Annotated in this window: 22 protein-coding genes; 17 read left to right on the top strand and 5 right to left on the bottom strand. The window is 51.4% G+C overall.

Annotated elements, in window-relative coordinates; genetic code table 11:
- The first annotated feature begins 13 nt into the window (after positions 1–13).
- The 4 genes from BUA28_RS00175 (at position 14) to BUA28_RS00160 (ending at position 4,348) form a co-directional block, all read left to right on the top strand.
- Complete coding sequence (locus BUA28_RS00175; RefSeq protein WP_072766144.1) at positions 14–658, top strand: SPOR domain-containing protein; 645 nt, start codon at positions 14–16, stop codon at positions 656–658.
- Between the two features lie 61 nt (positions 659–719).
- Positions 720–1,229 (top strand): CvpA family protein, encoded by a 510-nt coding sequence (locus BUA28_RS00170; RefSeq protein WP_072766143.1) that lies wholly within the window; start codon positions 720–722, stop codon positions 1,227–1,229.
- Between the two features lie 275 nt (positions 1,230–1,504).
- The gene (gene purF, locus BUA28_RS00165) at positions 1,505–3,025 is read left to right on the top strand and encodes an amidophosphoribosyltransferase (RefSeq protein WP_072766142.1); all 1,521 of its coding nucleotides are present in this window, start codon (positions 1,505–1,507) and stop codon (positions 3,023–3,025) included.
- Between the two features lie 144 nt (positions 3,026–3,169).
- Positions 3,170–4,348, top strand: a complete 1,179-nt coding sequence (locus BUA28_RS00160; RefSeq protein ID WP_072766141.1) for an O-succinylhomoserine sulfhydrylase — start codon at positions 3,170–3,172, stop codon at positions 4,346–4,348.
- Positions 4,349–4,378: 30 nt separating this feature from the next.
- Here BUA28_RS00160 and BUA28_RS00155 read toward each other — a convergent pair whose 3' ends face one another.
- From BUA28_RS00155 to BUA28_RS00135, 5 genes are all read right to left on the bottom strand, one after another.
- Entirely contained in the window at positions 4,379–5,194 is an 816-nt protein-coding gene (locus BUA28_RS00155) for a M48 family metallopeptidase (protein WP_072766636.1), read from the bottom strand.
- Between the two features lie 219 nt (positions 5,195–5,413).
- The gene (locus BUA28_RS00150; protein ID WP_072766140.1) at positions 5,414–5,914 is read right to left on the bottom strand and encodes a peptidylprolyl isomerase; all 501 of its coding nucleotides are present in this window, start codon (positions 5,912–5,914) and stop codon (positions 5,414–5,416) included.
- An 8-nt stretch (positions 5,915–5,922) separates the two neighbouring features.
- A complete protein-coding gene (locus BUA28_RS00145) occupies positions 5,923–6,525 on the bottom strand; it encodes a peptidylprolyl isomerase (protein WP_072766139.1) in 603 nt (200 codons plus the stop codon).
- 194 nt (positions 6,526–6,719) lie between these two features.
- Positions 6,720–7,964, bottom strand: a complete 1,245-nt coding sequence (locus tag BUA28_RS00140) for a L,D-transpeptidase family protein (RefSeq protein WP_072766138.1) — start codon at positions 7,962–7,964, stop codon at positions 6,720–6,722.
- Between the two features lie 69 nt (positions 7,965–8,033).
- Positions 8,034–9,011, bottom strand: coding sequence for a tetratricopeptide repeat protein (locus tag BUA28_RS00135; RefSeq protein ID WP_256598181.1), 978 nt, complete (start codon positions 9,009–9,011; stop codon positions 8,034–8,036).
- Between the two features lie 87 nt (positions 9,012–9,098).
- Between BUA28_RS00135 and cysS the strand changes: the two genes are divergently transcribed.
- From cysS to glk, 13 genes are all read left to right on the top strand, one after another.
- Positions 9,099–10,499 carry a cysteine--tRNA ligase gene (gene cysS / locus BUA28_RS00130; RefSeq protein ID WP_072766137.1) on the top strand — a complete coding sequence of 467 codons (1,401 nt, stop codon included), beginning with the start codon at positions 9,099–9,101 and terminating at the stop codon, positions 10,497–10,499.
- Between the two features lie 108 nt (positions 10,500–10,607).
- A complete protein-coding gene (locus tag BUA28_RS00125; RefSeq protein ID WP_072766136.1) occupies positions 10,608–11,000 on the top strand; it encodes a DUF5675 family protein in 393 nt (130 codons plus the stop codon).
- A gap of 180 nt (positions 11,001–11,180) precedes the next feature.
- Entirely contained in the window at positions 11,181–11,729 is a 549-nt protein-coding gene (locus BUA28_RS00120; RefSeq protein WP_143148397.1) for a hypothetical protein, read from the top strand.
- Positions 11,730–11,952: 223 nt separating this feature from the next.
- Positions 11,953–12,669: an EI24 domain-containing protein gene (locus BUA28_RS00115; RefSeq protein ID WP_072766134.1), complete on the top strand. Its 717-nt coding sequence runs from the start codon at positions 11,953–11,955 to the stop codon at positions 12,667–12,669.
- Positions 12,670–12,863: 194 nt separating this feature from the next.
- Positions 12,864–14,615, top strand: a complete 1,752-nt coding sequence (locus BUA28_RS00110; protein WP_072766133.1) for a tetratricopeptide repeat protein — start codon at positions 12,864–12,866, stop codon at positions 14,613–14,615.
- A 196-nt stretch (positions 14,616–14,811) separates the two neighbouring features.
- Complete coding sequence (locus BUA28_RS00105; protein ID WP_072766132.1) at positions 14,812–15,387, top strand: DUF488 domain-containing protein; 576 nt, start codon at positions 14,812–14,814, stop codon at positions 15,385–15,387.
- 71 nt (positions 15,388–15,458) lie between these two features.
- Positions 15,459–15,905: a hypothetical protein gene (locus tag BUA28_RS00100; RefSeq protein ID WP_072766131.1), complete on the top strand. Its 447-nt coding sequence runs from the start codon at positions 15,459–15,461 to the stop codon at positions 15,903–15,905.
- Between the two features lie 31 nt (positions 15,906–15,936).
- The gene (locus BUA28_RS16360) at positions 15,937–16,086 is read left to right on the top strand and encodes a PEP-CTERM sorting domain-containing protein (RefSeq protein ID WP_143148396.1); all 150 of its coding nucleotides are present in this window, start codon (positions 15,937–15,939) and stop codon (positions 16,084–16,086) included.
- 1,044 nt (positions 16,087–17,130) lie between these two features.
- On the top strand, positions 17,131–19,170 hold the full coding sequence (gene lodA / locus BUA28_RS00085; RefSeq protein WP_072766128.1) for a CTQ-dependent lysine 6-oxidase LodA: 2,040 nt from the start codon (positions 17,131–17,133) through the stop codon (positions 19,168–19,170).
- 6 nt (positions 19,171–19,176) lie between these two features.
- Complete coding sequence (lodB, locus tag BUA28_RS00080) at positions 19,177–20,289, top strand: lysine-epsilon-oxidase maturase LodB (RefSeq protein WP_072766635.1); 1,113 nt, start codon at positions 19,177–19,179, stop codon at positions 20,287–20,289.
- Positions 20,290–20,463: 174 nt separating this feature from the next.
- Positions 20,464–21,588: a DNA recombination protein RmuC gene (locus BUA28_RS00075; RefSeq protein WP_072766634.1), complete on the top strand. Its 1,125-nt coding sequence runs from the start codon at positions 20,464–20,466 to the stop codon at positions 21,586–21,588.
- A gap of 12 nt (positions 21,589–21,600) precedes the next feature.
- Entirely contained in the window at positions 21,601–22,374 is a 774-nt protein-coding gene (locus BUA28_RS00070; protein ID WP_072766127.1) for a M90 family metallopeptidase, read from the top strand.
- Positions 22,371–23,375, top strand: coding sequence for a glucokinase (gene glk, locus BUA28_RS00065; protein ID WP_072766126.1), 1,005 nt, complete (start codon positions 22,371–22,373; stop codon positions 23,373–23,375). The genes BUA28_RS00070 and glk overlap by 4 nt, the downstream gene beginning before the upstream one ends.
- Positions 23,376–23,384: the final 9 nt, after the last annotated feature.

Below are 23,384 nucleotides of genomic sequence, written 5' to 3'. Positions count from 1 at the left end.
CAAGCAAAGGCGAATGGCAAAGACCGTCAGCGAAGAAGAAATTCAGCTAAGGAAACGCGCCAGAAGACGTCTCGTCGGCGCAATTACACTGGTGGTCGCAGCGGTTGTAATTCTGCCGATGGTACTCGATAGCAAACCGGAGCAGAGAAGTCACGAAATTGACATTCGCATACCGTCTGAAGACTCGGTAGAAGAGCTCGCACCCGAGGCCGCCCTTCGATCAGAAGCACCCGCCAGGACTATTCCAGAAAAATTGGAAACCGGAATAAATCAGGAAGAACTGGTGGCCTCCGAGCCATCAGTAAAACCTGCCAAGCCCGCGAATGAATCGATAGAGAAGCCGGCAGCGAACGGCATGGATTCCAAGGGTGAATCGGGAACGGGAAAAGCTACCGTTCCTGCCACCGGGGCCAATGTATTTGTAGTGCAATTGGGCGCTTTTTCCGATCCGGGCAAAGCCAGGCAACAGCTACAAAGCGTGACATCGAAGGATAGCAAGTCCAAGGCCTATACGGAAACACTGAAGGTTGACAGCGGTGCCGATAAGGGCGAGATAACGCGTGTTCGGGTAGGGCCATTTGATACGCGCGAGGAAGCGGAGCGCACGCGTGAGAAACTGAAGAAACTTGGATTCGATGGCGTAGTGGCAGAGAAGTAGGATTATGGAACCATTACCGCACAGGAAAATTGCACGTCTGTAATTTTATTCCTGTTTACGAATGACTATTTTCGATTACTGCGTTCTTGCCATACTTGTTGTATCCATTTTGCTCAGTGTGGCACGCGGCGTGGTGCGCGAATTATTGTCGCTGGCGGGCTGGATCGTCGCTTTCATGGTGGCCAATTCATTTTCAGCGGGGTTTGCGCCCATGCTGCCATCCGGTATTGTCGGCGAAACATTGCGTGTGTTGCTGGCATTCGCTGCGTTATTCCTGTCGGCTCTGCTGGCAATGAGCCTGATCGCCATGCTCATCTCAGCCTTGGTAAAAAGTGTGGGATTGGGATTCGCGGATCGTTTTTTTGGCTCGTTGTTCGGTTTTATACGAGGGTTGCTGGTAGTGTTATTGGTTGTGTTGGGAGCGGGATTCACGGCGCTGCCGCAAGAGCCATTCTGGCAAAAGGCCTTGCTGAGCAAACCACTGGAGACAGCGGCAATGTTTGTAATACCATGGTTGCCGCCAGATCTGTCCACGCGTATTAATTATGTGAAATTAAAGCGCGGACAGTGACTAGCAGCCTGGCGGACTTAAAGGAAGTCGGCTGCAAAAGCATTTGGCTGGTTCATATTTCGCCGATTTTTCGGCCAATAGAATAACTATTGGCCTTCAAAATCCGCAAAATCTGTCCTCACCCAGTCACTTTTTCGTTGCGATTCTTTAAGTCCGACAGGCTGCTAGCGCTTGTGCCGGTATAATACAGCGCTCGGTATCCCATTCGTCCATATCCGGATAAACCTTTTGTACAGCTTCAATCAAAATCAAAGCCATCTTTGCGGAGTGCGGTCATGTGTGGAATTCTGGGCTTAGTCGCACGAACTGCCGTCAACCAGTTGCTGTACGACGGCTTGCTGGTGCTCCAGCACCGCGGACAGGACGCGGCCGGCATCGTTACTGCCCAAGGTAACACTTTCCACATGCACAAGGGTGGCGGCCTGGTCCGGGATGTGTTCCGTACCCGCAACATGCGTGCTTTGCTTGGTAACATGGGTATTGGCCATGTGAGATATCCCACCGCTGGCTCCGCCGAATCATCAGCTGAGGCACAGCCGTTCTATGTCAACTCGCCGTTCGGAATCGTACTCGGGCACAACGGTAATCTCACGAATGCGGCGCAACTCAATGACGAGTTGTTTCGTGAGGATTTGCGCCACGTCAATACCAGTTCCGACTCGGAAGTGCTTCTCAACGTACTCGCCCATGAGTTGCAAAGAAGCACGAAAAACCACCAACTCGACCTTGCCGCTATTTTCGACGCAGTGTCCGGTGTACACCGGCGCTGTCGAGGTGCTTATGCAGTGGTGGCGATGATTGCGGGTTATGGATTGCTCGCTTTTCGAGATCCTTACGGCATCCGTCCCTTAGTGTTCGGCTCTGCTGAAACCGAGCAGGGGATGGAATATCTGGTGGCATCCGAAAGCGTGGCGCTTGATACTTTGGGGTTTAAGCTAGTGCGTGATGTCGCCCCGGGCGAGGCAGTTTTTATTGACGAGAACGGTAATTTCCATAATAAGCAATGTGCCGCCAATTCCACGCAGAATCCTTGTATCTTCGAATATGTCTACATGGCGCGCCCGGATTCCGTAATGGACGGTATTTCGGTATATGAAACGCGCCTTAACATGGGGGAGAGCCTAGCTGACAAGATCGCCACAACGATGCGTCATCTGGACATAGATGTGGTGATTCCAATCCCGGATTCCAGCCGCCCAAGCGCCTTGCAGCTTGCTAACCGCCTGGGAGTCAGCTTTCGTGAAGGCTTCGTAAAGAACCGCTATATTGGACGTACTTTTATCATGCCGGGACAGCAGCAGAGGCGCAAATCAGTTCGCCAAAAGCTCAATGCAATGAGCGTGGAATTTCGCGGTAAAAACGTACTGCTGGTAGACGATTCAATCGTTCGCGGCACCACCAGTCTTGAAATTGTGCAAATGGCGCAGGAGGCCGGCGCCCACAAGGTATTTTTTGCTTCGGCCGCGCCACCGGTGAGGTTCCCCAATGTTTATGGCATCGATATGCCGACACGCCGCGAGCTCATCGCTACGGGACGGAATGAAGACGAAATCTGCCGCGAGATCGGTGCCGACCATCTCGTTTATCAAGATCTCGATTCGCTTGTTAAAGATGTTTGCCGCGTCAATCCATCAATCACCCATTACGAAACCTCTTGTTTCGATGGGCGCTACATCACCGGTGATGTTACGCCGGAGTATCTCGCTTTACTGGAGGCGCAACGCGATGGCGGCATACCCTTGTCTCGCGCGCGGTCCAGTACGCAGTTGGATTTGAACTTGGTAGCGATCGATTGATGGGGATTTGACAAAAACAGTTATCGGGCGTAATTTTGACTGTAGCGCCGATTTGATATTCAGCTTGCGGGCGCATTATAAATTCGGCTAAAGCGGGAAACCCGTTTTAGCGAATGCTGAACGGGTTTTTTTTGGGAGTTAAGCATGTCTGATGATTTTGAGCTGGAAACCCTGGCGTTACACACCGGTATTCACCGTAGTCAATTCAACGAACACTCGGAAGCCTTGTACCTGACCTCGAGTTTTGTATTTGATAGCGCGGCCCAGGCTGCGGCGCGCTTTTCCGGTGCGGAATCCGGAAATATTTATTCGCGATTCACCAACCCAACGGTTACGGCTTTCGAAGAGCGGCTTGCCGCCCTCGAAGGCGCAGAAGCCTGTGTGGCCACTTCTTCGGGGATGTCGGCCATACTTGCTTGCGTGATGGGGCTACTCTCCGCCGGCGATCATGTCATCGCGTCCCGCAGTCTTTTCGGCGCAACCGTAAGCCTGTTCAATAATATCCTCAGGCGCTTCAATATCGATACAACGTTTGTTTCCGCCACCGATGTCGCGGCATGGGAGGCGGCGGTAAAGCCCAACACCAAGCTGCTGTTTATCGAAACTCCATCAAACCCGTTGACTGAAATATCGGACATCGCCGCACTCTCGCATGTGGCAAAAAAAGCCGGTGCATGGCTTGCAGTCGATAATTGCTTTTGTTCGCCAGCGCTGCAGCGACCGCTGGATTTGGGCGCCGATCTTGTAATTCACTCTGCCACCAAGTATCTCGAAGGCCAGGGTAGGGTTTTAGGTGGCGCAGTGCTGGGGAAGCGTGACTTGGTAATGGAACGCGGCATTTTTGGTTTTTTGCGCACCGCAGGTCCCAGTTTGAGCCCTTTTAACGCCTGGGTTATTTTAAAGGGAATGGAAACTCTGAAGCTGCGCATGGATGCGCATTCTGCAAATGCCATGCAAATCGCTCGCTGGCTGGAAGCGCAGCCCAGCGTGGCGCGGGTTCACTACCCCGGTTTGTCCTCGCATCCCCAGCACGAGCTTGCCAGGCGCCAACAGAAAACCGGCGGTGGAATCGTTTCATTCGAGTTGAAGAATGGGAGAGAAGCGGCATGGCGGGTAGTGGATTCCGTTCGATTGATTTCGATCACCGCCAACCTGGGTGATGCCAAGAGTACGCTCACCCATCCTGCCACCACTACTCATGCCCGTATCAGCCAGGAAAGCCGGGATGCCGCCGGGATCACCGAAGGTTTATTGCGCATCGCGGTGGGGCTCGAAGCGGTAAAGGATATCCAGGCTGATCTGGCAAGAGGATTAAACGCATAATCTTCTACTGATCCAAAGAGACGGTTCGGCTCAACGAAGCGTGGCTTCATAGAGAGGCATAACACGTGGCAACAACGATTCAATCTGCTGGACCCGGCTTGAATCCGCGGGATGGCTGCTCAGGAATTCGGGAAGCTGGCCGCTACTATTGGCATTCATCATTTTTTGCCACAACGTTACGCCGGCACGAGGGTTGTAGCCCGCGCGTGCGGTTAATTCCAGCCCAATGCGATCTGCCTCGGCCTCGTCGGTACGACTAAAATGCGTTGCGATCAGGGCCTGATAACCGACGTTGGCGAGAGTGGTGGCATTCTGGCTGAGGCCAAATGCCGCGGAGCCCAACCCCAGCGCGGTCTGCGCCGCGATTGCCTGCGATACCTGCTCGCGTGAATGTTCGCGCAAGGCGTGGGCGATTTCATGTCCCATTACCACCGCAATTTCTGCATCATTGAGTTGAAGCTGATTGATCAGCCCGGAGTAAAACATGATCTTGCCGCCAGGCATGCAAAAGGCATTGAGTTCCTTGCTGTCTATGACATTAACCTCCCACTTCCACCCGGGGGCATCCTTGCGGAATACGCCGGTCTGGGGTTCGATGCGGCGGGCTATTGCCTGCACTCGCTGCAGCAGTTTCGGATCCTTGTTCAATGCACCCTGTTGCGTTGCGTCTGATTTCAGCTTGGTATAACCTTGGGCGGCCGTTTGCTCCAGTTGCTCTGAAGATATAAGCATCAGTTGAGAGCGGTTCGCGCCGACCGCGCCGCCTGAGGTGGTGGTTGCACATCCCGTTAGCGCAGCTAACCAAAGACTGATCGATATTGCTGTAAGAATTCGAAAAGCGGACATGATTTTTCCCATTGATGAAATATTTTATTTTCCCTACCCAAACAGCCTCTCACGGCACGGGTGGTACATGCCTCACAGCAATATTACTTGGCGTGCCCGAGCATGGATAAAAAACGCTATTCCTGCTCAAAAAGTTTAATAACACTCGTTACCGCCATACTGATAGCCAGCGTATTGAATTTTAGAAGTCTTAGCGGACGCCCGGGATATAAATAGCGGCTACTTGTTTTCAACCACTTCCGCTTTCAGCAATATTACATCTTCCAATGGCACATCCTGATGACCATTTCGGGTGCCTGTCTTTACCTTCTCGATCCTGTCCACCACATCCTGGCCTTCCACTACCTTCCCAAACACACAATAGCCGAAACCCTGTGAAGTAGAGGACTTGTAATTAAGAAAACCATTGTCCTTGGCATTGATAAAAAACTGTGCAGTAGCGGAATGCACGTCGGATGTGCGTGCCATGGCAACGGTATATTTATCGTTCTTGAGGCCGTTGGCGGCCTCGTTCTGAATTGGGGCGCGAACCTGCTTCTGGTGCATGCCCGGCTCGAATCCGCCTCCCTGAATCATGAAACCGTCAATCACCCGATGAAATATCGTATTATCGTAAAAGCCACTGTTCACATAGTCTATAAAATTCTGAACGGTCAACGGAGCTTTTTCGCTGTCCAGTTCAAGAGTAATATCGCCGTGATTGGTGTGGAGTTTTATCATGTTTATCCTTATTTTCCAGGCAAAGTGGCGCCGGTAGCCGGCCCCTCTGTGACAAGTTTGATTTCGTCAATGACTACTGTTTTTTCAGGTACGTCGCTTGGGAATGGTCCTCCGGAACCTGTCGGCGTACCAGCAATCTTATTGGCCACCTCCATTCCCTGGATAACTTTGCCGAACACGGTGTAACCATAGCCTTGCTGAGTAGGTGCAGTGTAATTGAGGAACTCGTTACTGGCTATATTAATGAAGAATTGGGTAGAGGCTGAGTGCGGGTCCGAGGTGCGAGCCATGGCAATCGTTCCAATCTCATTTTTCAGGCCGTTAGCCGCCTCGTTCTCGATGGGTTGCCTTGCCGGCTTCTGCTTGAGGGCCTTGTCGAATCCACCGCCCTGAATCATGAATCCGGGAATAACGCGATGAAATATAGTGCCTTTATAATGGCCGTCCTTTACGTAACGTAGAAAATTCTCTACCGTTTTAGGCGCCTTATCCGGGTAAAGCTCCAGCATTATATTACCAAAATTGGTCTTTATTTCAACCTGGGGATTAGCTGCGTGTGCCGCAGTGCTGAATAGAAGCGAGAAAGCCGCGAGAAGCTTGATAATATGCATAGGTGTAAAAGTAAAGGTAGTCAATAAAATGGTTGATCGGTTTGGAACTGGCAGCCTTCGGACTTAAAGGAAATCGGCTGCAAAAGCGTCTGGCCGGTTCCTATTTCGCTGCTTTTTCGATTAGTGTTCAAAAGTCTTCAAAATCCTCAAGATATGTCAATTTTTCGCTGTGATTCTTCAAGTCCGGCAGGCTGTTAGGCCGTGCCTTCATAAATGATCTTCCAGGGACCATTTTTTTGCTCCCTCAGCCAATACTGACGTTTTTTCATTTTGTTGGAAAGGTTGCTGCTGGAATATTCCTGATCGAAATTCACTACCACCAGATCATCTCTTCCAGGATAGAGAAAGATGCCAATGTTGCTGATTCTCACCTTAATCCAATTCTTGGCAGTATTAACCTGGCGTTTGTGCCGAGACCATTCGGCCAGGTTCTGGCTACCGCTGAAAAAATCTCGACCGTAGTGGCCGATGTAGGCCTCAGTGTTTCCGCTTTCCCAATCGCGCCGCCACTTTTCCAGATGTTGTGCCAGCCTGGTGCGCAGTGTAGCTTCGGTGCCGGATTTTACCCATTCTACTTCGTTGCTGATAATCACGGGCGTAATCCCGACTTGCAGCGCCGCACCTACGCTATGTAAATCCTGATTGGCCAGCACGACGCAACCATCGCTGGCACGGGGTGGCCGGCTATAAGTATCCGAGGGTGTGCCGTGGAGCCAGATGCCGAAACCACTGCGTCCATGCAGCTTGTCCCATTCGTTGGGGTAATTGATGGGAAATGCGCCCCCTCCATAAAAATCGGTAAGTTTTTCACGGGGTACATTAGCGGTAACAAAATATACGCCAATCGGCGTTTTCTTGTCTCCTTCCTTCAGTTTCTGCGTTCCGTTCTTGCCGCTGCTGATGTAGTAATCGGCAAGGTAACGAGGTTGGCCATCCACATTCTGATATATATACAGCCGAGATTTCCCGGTGTCGGCAATAATTGCGTATTTTTGTTCCGGCGGCATTTGCACAAGATACTTCGGCGCCATGTTGCGTGGAACGGGTTCCCGGTGCCGCAGCAGTCGGGCTCGCGCTTCGTCGCGTAAATCGGCAATATGCTGCTGCGAAACCCCGGCAGTATCACCCATATTACTGATCGGACGAGAACGAGCCAGTAGCAGGTCGCCTTTAATCAGGTGAGCAAGCCGAAAATTCGGATTGGTCTTGAGCACCTGCTCGACTCCGGTTAAAGCGGCATCCATGCGACTCTCCACAATTTCCTGCATGCTTTTGACCAGCATGGTTTCGGGGCCGGCCACCGATAGTTCCGCCGAGACCGGGCGGTCACCCGCCCATGCGCCAAAGGCTACAAAACCAAATGCGACTATTACGCCGGTGGTAATCGTGGCTGTACTTGATTGAATGCGCTTGGGGAAAGCCGGATCGGCTGATCTCATCGCCCGGCTTGTTCCTGCTGTATCAGCCATTTTTCCCCTGTTTTGACCATCTCAAGTGTCTTGGTTGTATTACTCCTGATTGCGTCGGAGTGGTACGATTGCTTGAAACTCACTCTTGCGTGCGTAGGTGTCGGTCAAGTTTACTTTGGGGTTGGTAATGGCAACCTGGATAGATTTTGGTTTCCCGATGCGCTCTCGCCGGCTTTTTTCCCATGCCGCGCGCGCCGAACCGCCCTGAGGACGAAAACTGCTCGCGTAGAATGCCAGATAGGCCGCGACATTCTTATCGGACCAGGCTTTGGCCCAGGCCTCTATCGTCTTGATAACCTCATCCGATTCGTCCGGAACAGCGGGTTGTGTTTCAGGCCCTGATTCCGCAGCGGCGGTCTTCCCGGTTGTCGGTTTTTCCGCTTTTTCTACAGCCTTTCCCCCTCTTTTTTCCGGAACTTTCTCCATGGCTATTACGGGGGCATCAATTGCCGGCGCAGCGGAAACAGATGGGGAAGATGCGGTTTGTATTTCTTTAGGTTTCCCTGTGAACAAGTCCTTGATCATTGCAAGCTTGGTTTGCGCAGCGGCGTTACCCTTGTCCAGTTGCAATGCCTTGCCATATGCCTGACTTGCCATCTTTGCATATACGTCCCCCAGATTCTCATACGCAGTCGCATAGCTGGGGTGGGTCCGTATCGCCGCTTCGAGCGCACCCTTGGCTTTGTCATATTGGCCCTGGCTTGCATAGAGCACCGCGAGATTATTGTGTGGCTCCGGCAGATCCGGGTATTCTTCGGCGAGTGAAGAAAATATACCGATGGCGTCCGCGATCTTATTTTGTTCAGTCAGTATCAAGCCTTTCTGGAAGCGCATCTGGGCATCCTTTGGCTTGAGGGCGAGGTAAGCATCTGCTTGCTCCAGCGCCTTGGCGAAATTGCCCTGCTTGTAGAGTTTGGCAACTGTATCGTTCTCATCGGCAAGCGCGGCGGGATTCGACAGCAGCAGCGCGGCAGCTGCCATTAATGCGCTTATGAGGGGAAAATCCAGCATTTTCATTGTGCTATACTGCTCCGATTTTTGTTGGGTTGTCCCGGAATCCTCGGGATTCTACCAAGAAGCCTGTCTAATTCACAATCTTGCCAGATGCTCAAAATTCATAACTCGCTCGCCAGGGAAAAACAGGATTTTATTCCCCTCGTTCCCGGCAAGGTCAAAATATATGTTTGTGGCATGACGGTCTACGACTATTGCCATCTTGGTCACGCTCGCATGATGGTGGTATTCGATATGGTACAGCGCTGGCTTCGAGCGAGCGGTTTCGATGTGACGTACGTACGCAATATAACCGATGTTGACGATAAAATTATCAAACGGGCCCAGGAAAATAACGAATCCATCGACGCGCTGACCGATCGTTTTATTCGGGCTATGGAAGAAGACGCCGCCGCGCTCGGCGTCGCGCCGCCTACATGTGAACCACGAGCGACTCGCCATGTGGAGGATATGATTGGCATGATTCAGATTCTGATGGAAAAAAACCTTGCATACGCGGCGCCCAACGGCGATGTGTATTATGCGGTGCATAAATTTCCTGGCTACGGAAAACTTTCCGGAAAATCGCTCGATGATTTACGTGCGGGGGAACGCGTAATAATCGATCCATACAAAGAGGACCCGCTGGATTTCGTATTATGGAAAGCCGCCAAACCCGATGAGCCGCAATGGGATTCGCCCTGGGGCAGGGGGCGTCCCGGGTGGCATATTGAATGCTCCGCAATGGCTGAGCGTTATCTCGGCGAACACTTCGACATACATGGGGGCGGACAGGATTTGCAGTTTCCTCATCATGAAAACGAGATTGCGCAAAGCGAAGGCGCGCATGACCATCCTTTCGTGAATTACTGGATGCATAACGGCTTTGTGCGCGTCAATGATGAAAAGATGTCAAAGTCGCTGGGCAATTTTTTTACCGTACGCGAGATTCTTGCTCGCTATCAACCGGAAGTGGTGCGCTTTTTCATTCTTCGGGCGCATTATCGCAGCCCGCTGAACTATTCAGATCAACATCTTGAAGATGCCAAGCGTGCGCTTGATCGGCTTTACACTGCACTGAGAGGAAATGAAGCCGGCGAGGCTGTGGCCGCCATAGACTGGCAAGAGCCTCATGCACGCCGTTTCAGGGAAGCGATGAATGATGACTTCAATACGTCCGATGCTATAGCGGTGCTGTTTGATCTCGCGAATGAGGTCAACAAAACCGGATCATCACGGGAAACGGCGCTAATGAGAGCGTTGGGCGGAGTGTTGGGATTATTGCAACAGAATTCGCAGCAATATTTTCAGGACGCCGGACTCGCAGGTGATCCTGCATTCACACCGGAACGTATCGAGCAACTGATTCAGCAACGCCTCATTGCCCGGGCAAACAGAAATTATAGTGAGGCCGATAGTATTCGCAGGGAATTACTGGAGGCTGGCATTATGCTGGAGGATGGACCTCAGGGCACTACCTGGCGCAGGGAAACAAGTTCTTCTATCCTTTAATATTACACGAAAGAAATTTTTATAAAATTTCAGCCTCGATCATCAGAGTCGTCCGTTACACTTGATCGTTCCATTCCGTTATATTCCAGAATATAAGGATAGTCAAAAATGGAGTTGCAAATTAAAAGGACAGATTTTTCTGAAGAGAGCACGATTGGCGAGTTATCGGTAAATGGCGTATTTGAGTGCTACACCCTGGAGGATAAAGTCAGACCCGTCAAAATTGCCGGAAAGACAGCCATACCATCCGGCCGCTATGAAGTGATTATCAATTTCTCACAGCGGTTTCAAAAACAGCTTCCGCTTCTTCTTAATGTGCCGAATTATGAAGGCGTCAGGATACATAGCGGAAATACGGCCGCGAACACCGAGGGATGCATATTGGTCGGTGAGACCAAAACTGATAATTTCGTCGGCGAAAGCCGATGGGCCTTCAATCGACTATTTGAAAAACTGAAGGTTGCGGCGGAAAGCGAAAAAATATTCCTGGAAATAGCGTAGTAGCGTGCCGGACTTGAAGGGAATCGCCTGCAAAAGCGGTCTGGCGAGTCATATTCGTGGCTTTTTCGGCCAGTAGAATAACTATGGGCCTTCAAATATTCAAAATCTGTCCTTACCCATTCACTTTTTCGCTGTGATTCTTCAAGTCCGACGGCTGCTGGAAGCGCGAACGGAGCCCAGTTGAAAACAAGAATTAATGGTCGTCTTCCCATGTTGGGTTTCTTTAAAATGCTGCTCCTCGGCTCCGCTATATGGTCTTTTTGTGCGCTTGCACAAACCGAGGCCATGCCGTTTGCGCAGGAGAAAACGTATCTGCTGCCCTCGGGCCAAAAGGTTGCTGTCACATTCCGTGAGCGTCAATGCAAAAGCGGAGAATGCCACGAAGTTGACGCGGGCACATGGGGCGTGGATGGTGGTATCCCAAAGTTTGTTACTGAAACATTTCTCGTCTTCATAGACAGTAAACAATTTGTCATCCCCGAAAAATTCTATAAGGATATTACCAATACGCGCTCTCTGGACGTTTCTGAGCTGAACGGGCAGGTTATCCTCGAACTCAAGGGAGGCGATGCTGCCGGTGCATATTCGGCACGCTTTAAATTGGGCGGTATGTGCGGGTTCGAGCGAAAAATCTGCGGCGAGGTGTGCGAGGAAATCTGGGAGCGCACCACCTGGTACAACTCGTTTGCATACGAGTTGGACCCGGGTTGCGAAAGTGGGATTCAATGAATAGTGTACGTTATCGCGGATACTTGTTGCGGTGTCTCAGGTTGGGGTGTCTCGGCGATGTTACATTTTGGAATTTACAGATTGATGGGCGCGGGGCCGAGGTAGCCTGGACATGACATCGAGGCGATAAGCGATTGCCCCGTGTAACTTCCAACCCACTGTAAAGGTTCGGCGAAAATTAACGGATGCATTGATATCAAACAAGACCTGAGAAGGAGAACGCGTGACCTCGGTATTCGAAGCGCTTTCGCGTGCGTTCCGTGATTTATTTCAGTTTCAGGTTTTATGGATCGTCATTTGGCCCATCCTGGCGGCTAGCCTGTTGTGGCTCCTGTTAGGCATCGCGTTCTGGAGTACTTTCTCGGGATGGATTGCGAGCGGCCTCACGGCGATCGGCATTCAAACCTGGCTCGAAGGCGTCGAACCCAGATGGGTTGCGTACGGAATTCAGGCAATCACACATCTGATTCTGTTTGTGCCGCTTGTTTTCGTTACCGCGCTGGTGATCACCGCCTTATTCGCGATGCCTGCCTTGATTCATCTGGTGTCTGACCGTGACTACCCGCATCTTGAGCGCGAAAACGGTGGCGGTTTCGCTGGCAGCCTGCTCAATGCGCTGATTGCCCTCGGAATATTTGTCGCTATTTGGCTGATCACGCTTCCTTTGTGGTTAATCGGCGCAGGCCTGGTCATACCATTTATTGCTACGGCGTATTTGAACCAGCGCCTGTTCCGTTATGACGCCTTGGCGGAGCACGCTAGCCAGGACGAAATGCGCGCGATATTTTCCTCCCAGCGGTCGTTACTGTGGGGCTTGGGGCTCCTGACCGGTCTGGTACAATTTATCCCTATTCTAAACTTGTTCGCACCAGTGCTGACGGCACTGGCCTTCATTCATTTCGGTCTGGAATGCCTGAAAAACTTGCGTTCACTTCCGTGATCGCGATCAGAGAGCGCGGGTCTACAGCAGCGGCAGCTTGCCTTACATTTTATGTCAAACTTATCTCGGACACCGTCTGTCCCTTGAGCAGCCCTGTTTTTCGTCTATAGTTTTTATTACCGGTACATAATGTCTTAAATAACCGACGCTGCGCCGCCGATTGCTGGACCAACGATTATCAGGGGGGAACGTTTATGCAAGTTCATTTTATTCTTCGTTTAATCACGCTGGGATTGGTGGCGACGACTGCAGGCATTACCACGTTTGCACAGGCGGAAGAGTCAGGTTCATCCATGCCCCCCGGATCCGTTCATAAGCATCACGAACAGCGGGATCAGCCAGACACTGACGATAAAGCCGTGCCGAGGCTGCTGAACCTTGGCTCGCACACCTTTCCCGTCAGCACACGAAACAAGCTGGCGCAAAAGTATATCAACCAGGGATTGAACCTGTCCTACGCATTCAACCATGCCGAGGCGGGCCGCTCTTTCCGGGAAGCGGCGCGGCTTGACCCTTCCCTGGCGATGGCGTATTGGGGGCAGGCACTCGTGCTCGGCCCCAACATCAATGCAGCAATGGCGCCGGAGAACGAGGCGCTCGCCCTGGAGCTCGTGCGGAAAGCCGCCTTGCTTGGTTCGAAAGCGTCGCCCCGCGAGCGGGCGCTTATCAGCGCGATCGAGAAGCGCTATAGCGGCAAACCCGAGCAGCGAAAGGCGAACGATAAAGCTTATGCGGATGCGATGCGGGATGTGCATGAGCAATTTACAAACGACCTCGATATTGCAGTGCTCTATGTCGAGTCGATGATGGATCTCAACTCCTGGGGTTACTGGATGCGCGACGGTTATCCGCTAGAGGGAACCGCTGAAATCGTGGCACTGACCGAATCTGTCTTGCAACGAAATCCAAACCACCCAGGCGCGGCACATTTTTACATCCATCTCGTCGAATCGACCAGCACGCCCGAGCGGGCGGAAAAAGCGGCGGATAGGCTGCTTACACTGATGCCGGCGGCCGGGCACGTGGTGCACATGCCATCACACATCTATCAGAGGGTGGGCCGATACGCTGACTCGATCAAGAGCAATCAGCTCGCGATGGCAGCCGATGAGGCGTATCTGGCCCATCGCCATGCACAAGGGATGTACCCGATAATGTACACCCCCCATAATATTCACTTTCTCTGGTTTGCAGCAACGGCGGATGGGCAAAGCCGGTTGGCGATCGAATCGGCACGGAAGGTAGCGGGAATCGTCAACGACACGGCTTTGGCGGGGGTGCCGGCGACAGCGGTGTTCCGGATTGTGCCGTACTGGGCGTATGCGAGGTTCGGAAAATGGAATGAGATTCTCCAGGAGCCCGCGCCACCGTCGACGAATGCGTTTTTGAAGGGCGGTTGGCATTACGCACGTGGCCTTGCGTTTGTCGCGACGAGGCAGTTGCAGCAAGCCGAGCAGGAGTTGGACGCGTTGCGTGAGATCATGAAGAGCGGGTCACTGGATTGGCCGCTCTTCTCGCTCAATTCCGCGCGCGCCGTACTGAGTATTGGTCCCGAAGTGCTAGCAGGCGAAATCGCCTCCGCTCGCGGGCAGTTCGATACCGCTATCGCGCATCTTGAACGGGCAATCCGCCTTGAGGATAGCCTGGCTTATACGGAACCGTCGGAATGGCAGTCTCCGCCAAGGCTGGCGCTGGGCGCTATCCTGCTCGAATCGGAGCGTCCAGCCGAAGCGGAAACGGTGTATTGGGAAGACCTTAGGCGCAATCGTAACAACGGGTGGGCATTTTATGGCCTGTTGCAAGCGCTGCGCTTGCAAAACAAGGATGATCAGGCAGCGCTCATTGAGGCGCGTTTCAAAAAGGCGTGGGAGCGCGCCGACGTGGAACTCAACGCATCCCGCTTCGGGTGCATTTCAGCACCGCCGGCAGGAAAGGCGTTGCAGTAGCGTGTGGCTGACGCATGCGGGGATACCTGTAGGCAGCCTCGTCCGCTCTCTGCAATTGTTTCGAGGATAAGAAGAGAATGTTAACGTAAGTGCTGGACTTACTTTCGTTGTTCTTCGATGTTTTCCATGATAAGAGTGTTTCCGGTGCTTAACGTGCCGATAGAGGATAACAGCGAGCGGGGAAGAAGCTAACGCCATGAGTAAAAAGCAGCGGGCGTCCGAACCTTTGATATGCACAATCGGGCACTCAACACACCCATTGGATGAATTTGTCAATCTGTTAAAGACAAACGAGGTCGTGCACGTGCTTGATGTGCGCACTGTGCCGCGGTCCCGGCATAATCCGCAGTTCAATAAGGAAACGCTGCCCGGCTCTCTGGAACTGGCGGGCATCAAATACACGCATATGCCAGGGCTTGGCGGATTGCGGCATGCGCATAAGGATTCGATCAACGGTGCCTGGCGCAACGCGTCTTTTCGCGGATATGCGGATTACATGCAAACGCCTGAATTCGCCGCGAACGTGCAGGATGTGATGGAGCTTGCCGGGAACCAACGGTGTGCGCTGATGTGTGCTGAAGCTGTTCCATGGCGGTGCCATCGTTCGTTGATCGCCGATGCGCTTACCATGCGTGGAGTGCGGGTTGAAGATATCATCAATACACAGGGACGGAAGGTACATTTGATAACTCCCTGGGCGCAAACGGATGGTTTGAGAATTTTTTATCCTCCGCAAGAGAATCTGCCGTTGCAGGAAGAATTTGATAGATAAGGATGGTTGCCGCGTTCATAATGCGGGCCATAAATAACGAAGTGAACCAATAGCAGGGGAGTAGCTCAATTATGAAAATTTTGTGTGTTCAGTGCACAGCGCTTATTGCCTTCATGATGCTGGTTCCCCAGTCTGCCACAGCATTTGAAGACACCCGGTTGGGACAGCAGGAGCCAGACAAGAATCAGGTAAAACAGCGAGGGCAGCAAAATCCCGAGCTGAAACCGTGGGAGGCGAGACCATGGGATCCAAAGCCGTCGGCATCGAAACCATGGGAATCAAGACCGTGGGACTCTGCTTCGGACGAGGTGAGGCCAAAGGATTTGAGGTCGGGTGAGGAGCGGAAAGCTGCCGACGAGAGGCGTCGCGTAGGTAGAAAAGCCAGGAAGGAGCGGTCTGAAAAAAAGGAAAATACGGAAGAAGTCAGCAGTTATCAGGATCGCGTCAAGCAACGTCAGAACAAATGGCAAAGGCACCAGATGGAAAGCGAGCGGTATTATCCCACAGGCATGAGGTAACAAGTCGGCGCAATAATTGCCCGTTAATTTGATGAGATTGGGGTGGGGTTGCTCGTGTCCAAAATCCGAGGACTGCGACCAATTGCTCACCGCTGTGCCGGAGCCCGAGACCTATGCAACGCTGCTAACCGGTTTGGGTTTGCTCGGATTCATGTCGCATGCCGCAAGAGTGTTTGTGTAGGCCTGATCCTGAGTCGCAAGGAAACGGACTCCCTTTGCGACTTTCTCATTTTCAGCCAAGCCACTGTCCCTTATCGGATCTGCTCTGCTCATGGAAGCTAAGCAATTGAATAGAGACATGCTGCGACGTTTGGCAGGATACCGGATAATAGGCCCGAGCGTATGGCCAGTCTTTTTGCGGAATACCGTTCGAACCGTCAGCCGACGCCGCTTCTAGCACCGCCGCGATAATCCGATCCTTCAAGCCGCGTGCGAGATAATTTTCGAGTTCCCGCCAATCCTCCATTTTATCAACGGCCTATATAACAATGGAGTGTGGGGGTCTAATTTGCATAAGCACCTTTGATAAGTGGATTATTCGCTTACGGAGGGGTTTAAGCTCGCCGAGATCCCGGCGCGATGAGGCAGCCATGTCCGTGTTCTCAAGTGAAATCTGATCCTTTGCCGAGTCATTCGGAGAGGGTGTTACTCCGGTCTCGTTCCTGATTGGTGCACCACATTCTGGATACCCTTTGCGGCATCCAATGCGATCGCCACTTGTCGTTATTTTTTGCCCATACCCCTCCGCTCGTCATCTGTTGAGTCAACAACGTTTTCCAAAGCTTGCCCATGAAGCCCGCTTCTGCGTGCATCACGCAGGCCAGGATCGATCCGAATGCCTTCTCTATTTAATTCCCGTGAGCAGGTCAAATGGTCAAACAGAAGCTGTTTATTGCTTCTTATTCTCGATTTGGCGCTCAAGGAAAGCAACTAGACTCGATCAACTCTTGAGGTCAAAAAATGATCAAGCGTCCGCGACAGGAGATAAAGAACATTAACAAAAAGACAAAAGGAAACGAACATGGGAATCTCAATCCGCATCGGGGCAGAGGCAAATACAGCACTCTCCAGCCTCAACACTTCGGGAAGCGTCCAATAAATTCAACCATAGAGCAGGGCAAGTTGAAAAGCATAATTGGGCTAATGGCACGTTAGCTGGATCTAGCTAGTGGGGTTTTATTGATGGAGTGGTTTTATTCATTTATTACAAAATGGAGATGCTGTCATGCAATGCAAGATCCACCCCTCGATTGGGGTAGCACGTTTAGGGAGTAGCAAAGGTCAGTTTTGTCTATCACCAGAATCGATCGGTGGTTTACCTTTTGAAGCGGATCAATATGGCAATAAGCAAGGCACTATTGTCCATTTTAAAGATGACGTTGGTCAGGTACGCAGGCAAGGTCAGCCTTTTAAAGTGTATCAGGCTGATGGCAGCGAATTGACATTGAATTCCGCTAATGTCGAATCCATCGAGTGGACGGTACATTTGGCCAATAAAAAAGCCGCCTGGTACCAATATGCAGAATTAAAAGGAAACTTGCTTTATGGTGAAAATAATAGTTATCAAAGTCGTGGCGTCGCATTACGTAACCCTAATGTGAAAGATGATGATCGCAGAAAGCTGATTGTGGACCCAGGACCGCGAAGCGTGTCGGGGGCGCGTCAAACGATTGGTTTTGATAAAAGCTCTGTACCAGACGGCTATCCGGCGACGTACCCGTCAGAAGTCGTTCTTTACGGTACTCACGTAACCACACTGGGCAACTTGGTCACAGACGATGTAGGCCGCCTGATCGTTTTAGGCGCATACGGCAACGCCGGTGGCAATGCGCCTCTTACCAGTTATGGTGGATCAGACACATGGCACGACGATATCGCGGATGGACCGGTTTATTGCAAAATCACCTTTAACGACGGTTCGCCCGCACAAGAATTACAGGCGTGGGTAATTGTTGGTTCACCAGATTTCGCGCCGGAGATTGTAAATATTTCTACGCTGAGCGACACCATGTTTGATGTAGGCGTTCGGTACTTTAACCTGGTTCCAGAGATGTACATCAACGGCGCTTTTTGTGAATCGTTCCACGCGAATTATCAGCGCGACATATTGCCGATTATCCAACGCATTGGGCGCTATCAATGGGTGGCTAATGTTCAATCCATGATGGCGTTTTCATCCAATGTTTTTGACTTTTCTGACAGCGGCGATGCGAATAAAGCCAATCGCCACCACTATTTCTCGTTTTTTCGGCAGCCAGACGACAAGCAGAACCCGTCTTCCGATCAACCGCAGCAAATATTGTTTAAGGAAACTGTGGGAGGGCATTTTCCACAAATGCCATTGAACTCCGGCAGTAATTCGGTGAGTAATGACATCATAGAAAAATTTTTAGCGCTTAACGAAACCCAGTATTTTTTACTGAACCAATGGGCCAATGGAAATTTTGTAAGCGATCCTGTTTTTAAGCCTTACAACGTTGATGTAATGGATGAAGCCGGCGTGGGTAATTGCGTTGGGCTGCCGATGTGCCCGGGTATAGAAGTGACCTGGAGCTTACAAAACAAGAATATCTACTCTGCGCCTTATGTTATCGAGGATCAAAAAGGTAAAAATGGATACAACCAAACGGGTCTGTCACCTTCGCGGGATGAGTGCGAAGGGGATGGCTGTGAGCCCGGTGATTTAACTAAAAGAATGGCGTGCCCATGGCAAGCTGATTTTTTTCAGTGTACGGTTCAGTACGTAAATTTTACAGACCCCAACGTGAATAAATCAGAGCAGAAAGTACCAATGCCACCAACCTACTATACGTATTGGTGGCCACCACAAAGCCCCTGGGATGTATTAACCGGCGATCTTACCGCCGAAGGCCAGGCTAAATCTCATATGCCTGCAGGGCAGCAAATGAATTACGCGCGCGGCATTAATACGTTTGTGCAAATGGTGGAGCATTGGTCAGCATTGGCATTTATTCGGGATTCTAACCCGCAAGATACGGGCTTCCCATACTTCACAGAAACAGAGCGCAACCATGAGGTGTTCGCTTATAAAGACGTGGGTGTGGGCCTTATAAGCGGAAATCCAGAAGACAACGAGACCCAGATTCCTGTTTTTTATATCGAAAAAAAGAAAGAGGTAATTAAAGCCAAGAGCCTGCGTGCTGCAAAAATGGTGGAGTTTTTCGAACAACGCGCATTTAAACCCATTGAAGTTGCCAGTGGTGGTTTAGGCATGCCTCGCTCCGGTACGCGCAGCAGGCGTTAACGGGTGGTGGACAGCGCTGTTCATCAAACCGATGCGCTGATATTCGGCGGAGGCCCTGCTGGGGCCTCCGTCGCACTTGCTCTCCTTAATTACTCAAGCTCTGACGTTATATTGGTTGAGCAGTCTGATTTCAACCAGGTTCGCGTGGGAGAGCAGGTTTCGGCGAGCATTTTCAGCCTGATGGATTATTTGATAATTGACAAAGACGAATTTGACGAGGGAAGTTTTATTCCCTCTTACAGTGGTACATCGTATTGGGGCAGTGATAGACCCAATTGCCGTGATTCAATATTCACGACCGAGCAGGCTAGTTTTCAATTGGATCGTGAACGATTCGATTTTAAATTGGTTGAACAGGTTGTTCATCGAGGAGGACGCATATTTCCACGAACCAGGTGTATATTAATTGATAGACTTGATAATGGGGGTTGGCGAATCCAACTCAAGCATCCTACGCAAGGTGTATTTTATGTCGAGGCAAAGTTTTTAGTAGATGCAACCGGCCGAAACGCAAGCATATGTAAACGGTTAGGCGCTGCCCCAAGGAAGCTGGATAATTTGGTGGGCGTAGGAACTTTTTTTAACCATGACCCGCAAACCATGCTTGCCCATGAATATTTAATTGAGGCAGTCGAACTGGGGTGGTGGTATAGTGCTTTATTACCCAATAATACGATTGTGGTAACTTTTTTCTCCGATGCCGATATCGTATCGCATCATCAACTGCATCAAGGCGATAACTGGGCAGCTCTGTTACAGCAAACGAATCACGTCAAGATGCGGGTTAAGGGCGCGTCAATATGCTCAAATAAGCCTTGGGTTCGCAATGCTGCGTCACAGATAACGGATTTTTCATCGTGCAAAAATTTTATCGCGGTTGGCGATGCGGTCAGCGCGTTTGACCCGATATCATCAATGGGTATTGGTTTTGCAATTTCCACCGCGTGTCAAGCGGCTAGTCTTATTGCAAATAACTTGACTCGAAATACGATAGATGCATTTGCATCCTACCAGCTTGATATAACAAATCATTTCAACAGTTACCTTGAAACACGCAATAAATTTTATCAGCACGAATGCCGTTGGCCTAAGTCAGACTTCTGGAGCCGGAGACATTAAGAAATTTGGCTCTGTTGCAAAAAAGGACAAACCAGAACTGCGCCCCTGATCTGATTGATTAAGCGCTGTAGATGCCGAATTGCCTTTCAATGAGGCGAATTTCTCCTGTGGCGCCCTGGTCGTATTTTCCATATGTCCAGTTGTCCTGTTTTCTCCGGTATACTCTACAACATCATGCCCGGAACCCTGCTGATTATTGCTTCCGCCGCCATATTGCTTGTCACCATGGCTTTTCTGGTGATCAGGCTCAGCATGCTTTCGACGATGGTGCGCGAACTGTTGGGGCATCAGGCGAAGTCGATGGAAGACAAACACCGCGACATGCTCAAGGACCTGCACGAGGGGTTGGCGAAGCAGGGGGACCGATTATCGGAGGCGCTCGGTAAAACTTCCGAGCAGTTGCGCGGCACGGTAGAGTCGCGATTGGACCAGATCAGCGGCCATGTTACCGAGCGTCTTGACGAAGGGTTCAAAAAGACAAACGAGACTTTTACCAGCGTCATGACGCGGCTTGCGACTATTGATGAGGCGCAGAAAAAAATAGATAGCCTCACCACCAATATGGTGAGTCTGCAGGAACTTTTGGGTGACAAGCGTTCCCGCGGCGCATTCGGCGAGGTGCAACTGGAAGCGCTGGTTCGCAATATTCTGCCTGCCGCTGCCTATACAATGCAGCACACGCTTTCCAACGGTAGCCGTGCCGACTGCGTGTTGCGGCTTCCTCCCCCGACCGGCATGGTGGCGGTGGACTCAAAATTTCCCCTTGAAAACTTTCATCGCATGTTTGACCGCCATGCGGATGAAGCCAGTCGGGCCTTGGCTCAAAAGCAATTCAAGGCAGACGTGAAGAAGCACGTGGACGATATCGCCAGTAAATATATTCTGCCGCCGGAAACCTGTGACGGCGCGGTGATGTTCGTTCCGGCGGAGGCCGTTTTTGCCGAAATCCATGCTTATCACTACGATGTGGTCGATTACGCCATGCAGAAGCAGGTATGGATAGTCTCACCGACAACCTTGATGGCGGTGCTGAATACTGCGCGCGCAGTGCTTAAGGATATTGAAACCCGCGAACAGGTGCATATCATCAAGGACGAGCTCTCCAGGCTTGGTAAGGATTTTGCGCGATTCGACGAGCGCATGAAGAAGCTTGCCGATCATATCCGCCAGGCTAATCAGGATGTGGAAGAGGTACACGTTTCGAGCCGCAAGATCAGCCAGCGCTTTGCCCGGATCGACGCGGTGGAATTGGAAGTCCCCCAAGTTGAAACCCCTGTGCTGGAACCTGGCGATGGTTGATTCCGAATCTCTATGCTTTCGAACTTTAGAGCCTGGTATCGTCGCCGCATCCTTAAAAATGAATCTATACCTGATGATATCTGGCAACAGGCCGTTACGCATCTAAGATTTTTGCGTGGCCTTGATGCGGATGAGTTAGAGCGATTGCGTGAAAACGCCACGCTGTTTCTTCATGCAAAGCAGATAAGTGGCGCGCACGGGCTGATCGTCACCGATGAAATGCACGTGCTGATCGCAGCGCAGGCTTGCATTCTGATCCTGAATCTCGACCTCGATTATTACGACGGCTGGGTCGAAATTATCGTTTATCCCGGCGAATTCATACGCAATTATGAGTATGTGGACGAAGATGGCGTAGTGCATCATGCGGCCGAGGCCGTATCGGGAGAATCCTGGCTCGGCGGGCCCCTGATACTTTCCTGGGAAGATGCTTCCACTACTGACGCCGAGGTGGGGTATAACGTCGTAATACACGAGTTTGCGCATAAACTCGACATGCTGAATGGCGATGCCAACGGATTTCCGCCATTGCATGCGGACATGAGCCGGCAAGCATGGAGCGAAGCTTTCAGTGAAGCTTATGCGGCTTTTTGCAGACGCGTCGATGCGGATGAGGCGATGGAAGTGGATCCCTATGCGGCCGAAGATCCCGCAGAGTTCTTCGCGGTAATAAGCGAGGCATTCTTTGAAATACCCTTGGAGGTAAAACTGCATTTTCCTCGGGTTTATGAGCAGTTGGCACTGTTTTATCGTCAGGACCCTGCCGCACGTTGGAGCAAATCGTGACCGGATATTACATTAGCGGCGATATTGGCGGAACCAAGGTGTTGCTACAGGCAACTGAACTAAAGGACGGCAACGCCCAAGTATGGTGCGAACGCCGTTATGCCAGTCAGGAATACTCGTGTTTTTCCGATATGCTGAAGGAGTTCTTGGGGGAGACAATGACGCTGGGTATTGGCTCCAGTCCCGCAAGCGCCTGCTTTGCGGTGGCGGGGCCCATCACGCAACAGGTGGCAAGTCTCACCAACTTGCCCTGGGTGATGGATAGCGCGGCTATCACAAAAGAATTTTCCATTCCTGTCGTTAAACTCATCAACGATTTCAAGGCCGTGGCATTGGGTATTGAAACCCTGCCCGAAAGTGACCTGGTAACGCTGCAGACGGGGAAGCCCTCTGCCATGGAGCTTCGGGTTACGCTTGGCGCTGGTACAGGCATGGGTGTGGCGTGGCTTATTTGGCAAGACAGCCGCTATATACCCCTGTCCAGTGAAGCAGGGCACATGGAATTTGCTCCCGCGGATGAATTACAGGATCGCTTGCTCCAATATTTGCGAAAGAAATTTGGCCATGTATCGGTCGAGCGGATACTATCAGGACCGGGATTGACAAATACTTTCAATTTTCTGCAAACCGACTGTAATAACACGCCAGCGCTTGTGCAGGTGCGGCTGAAGCCTGATGGCGCCGCGCAAGTGGCAGACCTTGCTTTCAACCACAAGCACCCCATTGCGATCAGGGCGATGGATTTATTTGTTGAGATTTATGGTGCTTATGCAGGGAATCTGGCGCTGGCGGGGCTGTGTCGTAATGGTGTGTATGTGGCGGGCGGCATTGCCCCCAGAATTATCGATAAGCTGAGAGAAGGCCGTTTCATGAAAGCGTTTCGTGACAAAGGACGTTTTTCCTCATTGATGGAGGATATCCCTGTGCATGTGGTGATGAATCCAAAAATCGGACTGCTGGGTGCTACGCAAGAAGCGCAGCGTATTGCCAGAAACAATTAATGACTGCGT

It is taken from the genome of Nitrosospira sp. Nsp11 (genome assembly GCF_900142705.1).
Lineage (GTDB): Bacteria > Pseudomonadota > Gammaproteobacteria > Burkholderiales > Nitrosomonadaceae > Nitrosospira.
The sequence above is the reverse complement of the archived record's forward strand: the minus strand, read 5'-3'. Positions and strand labels throughout refer to the sequence as shown.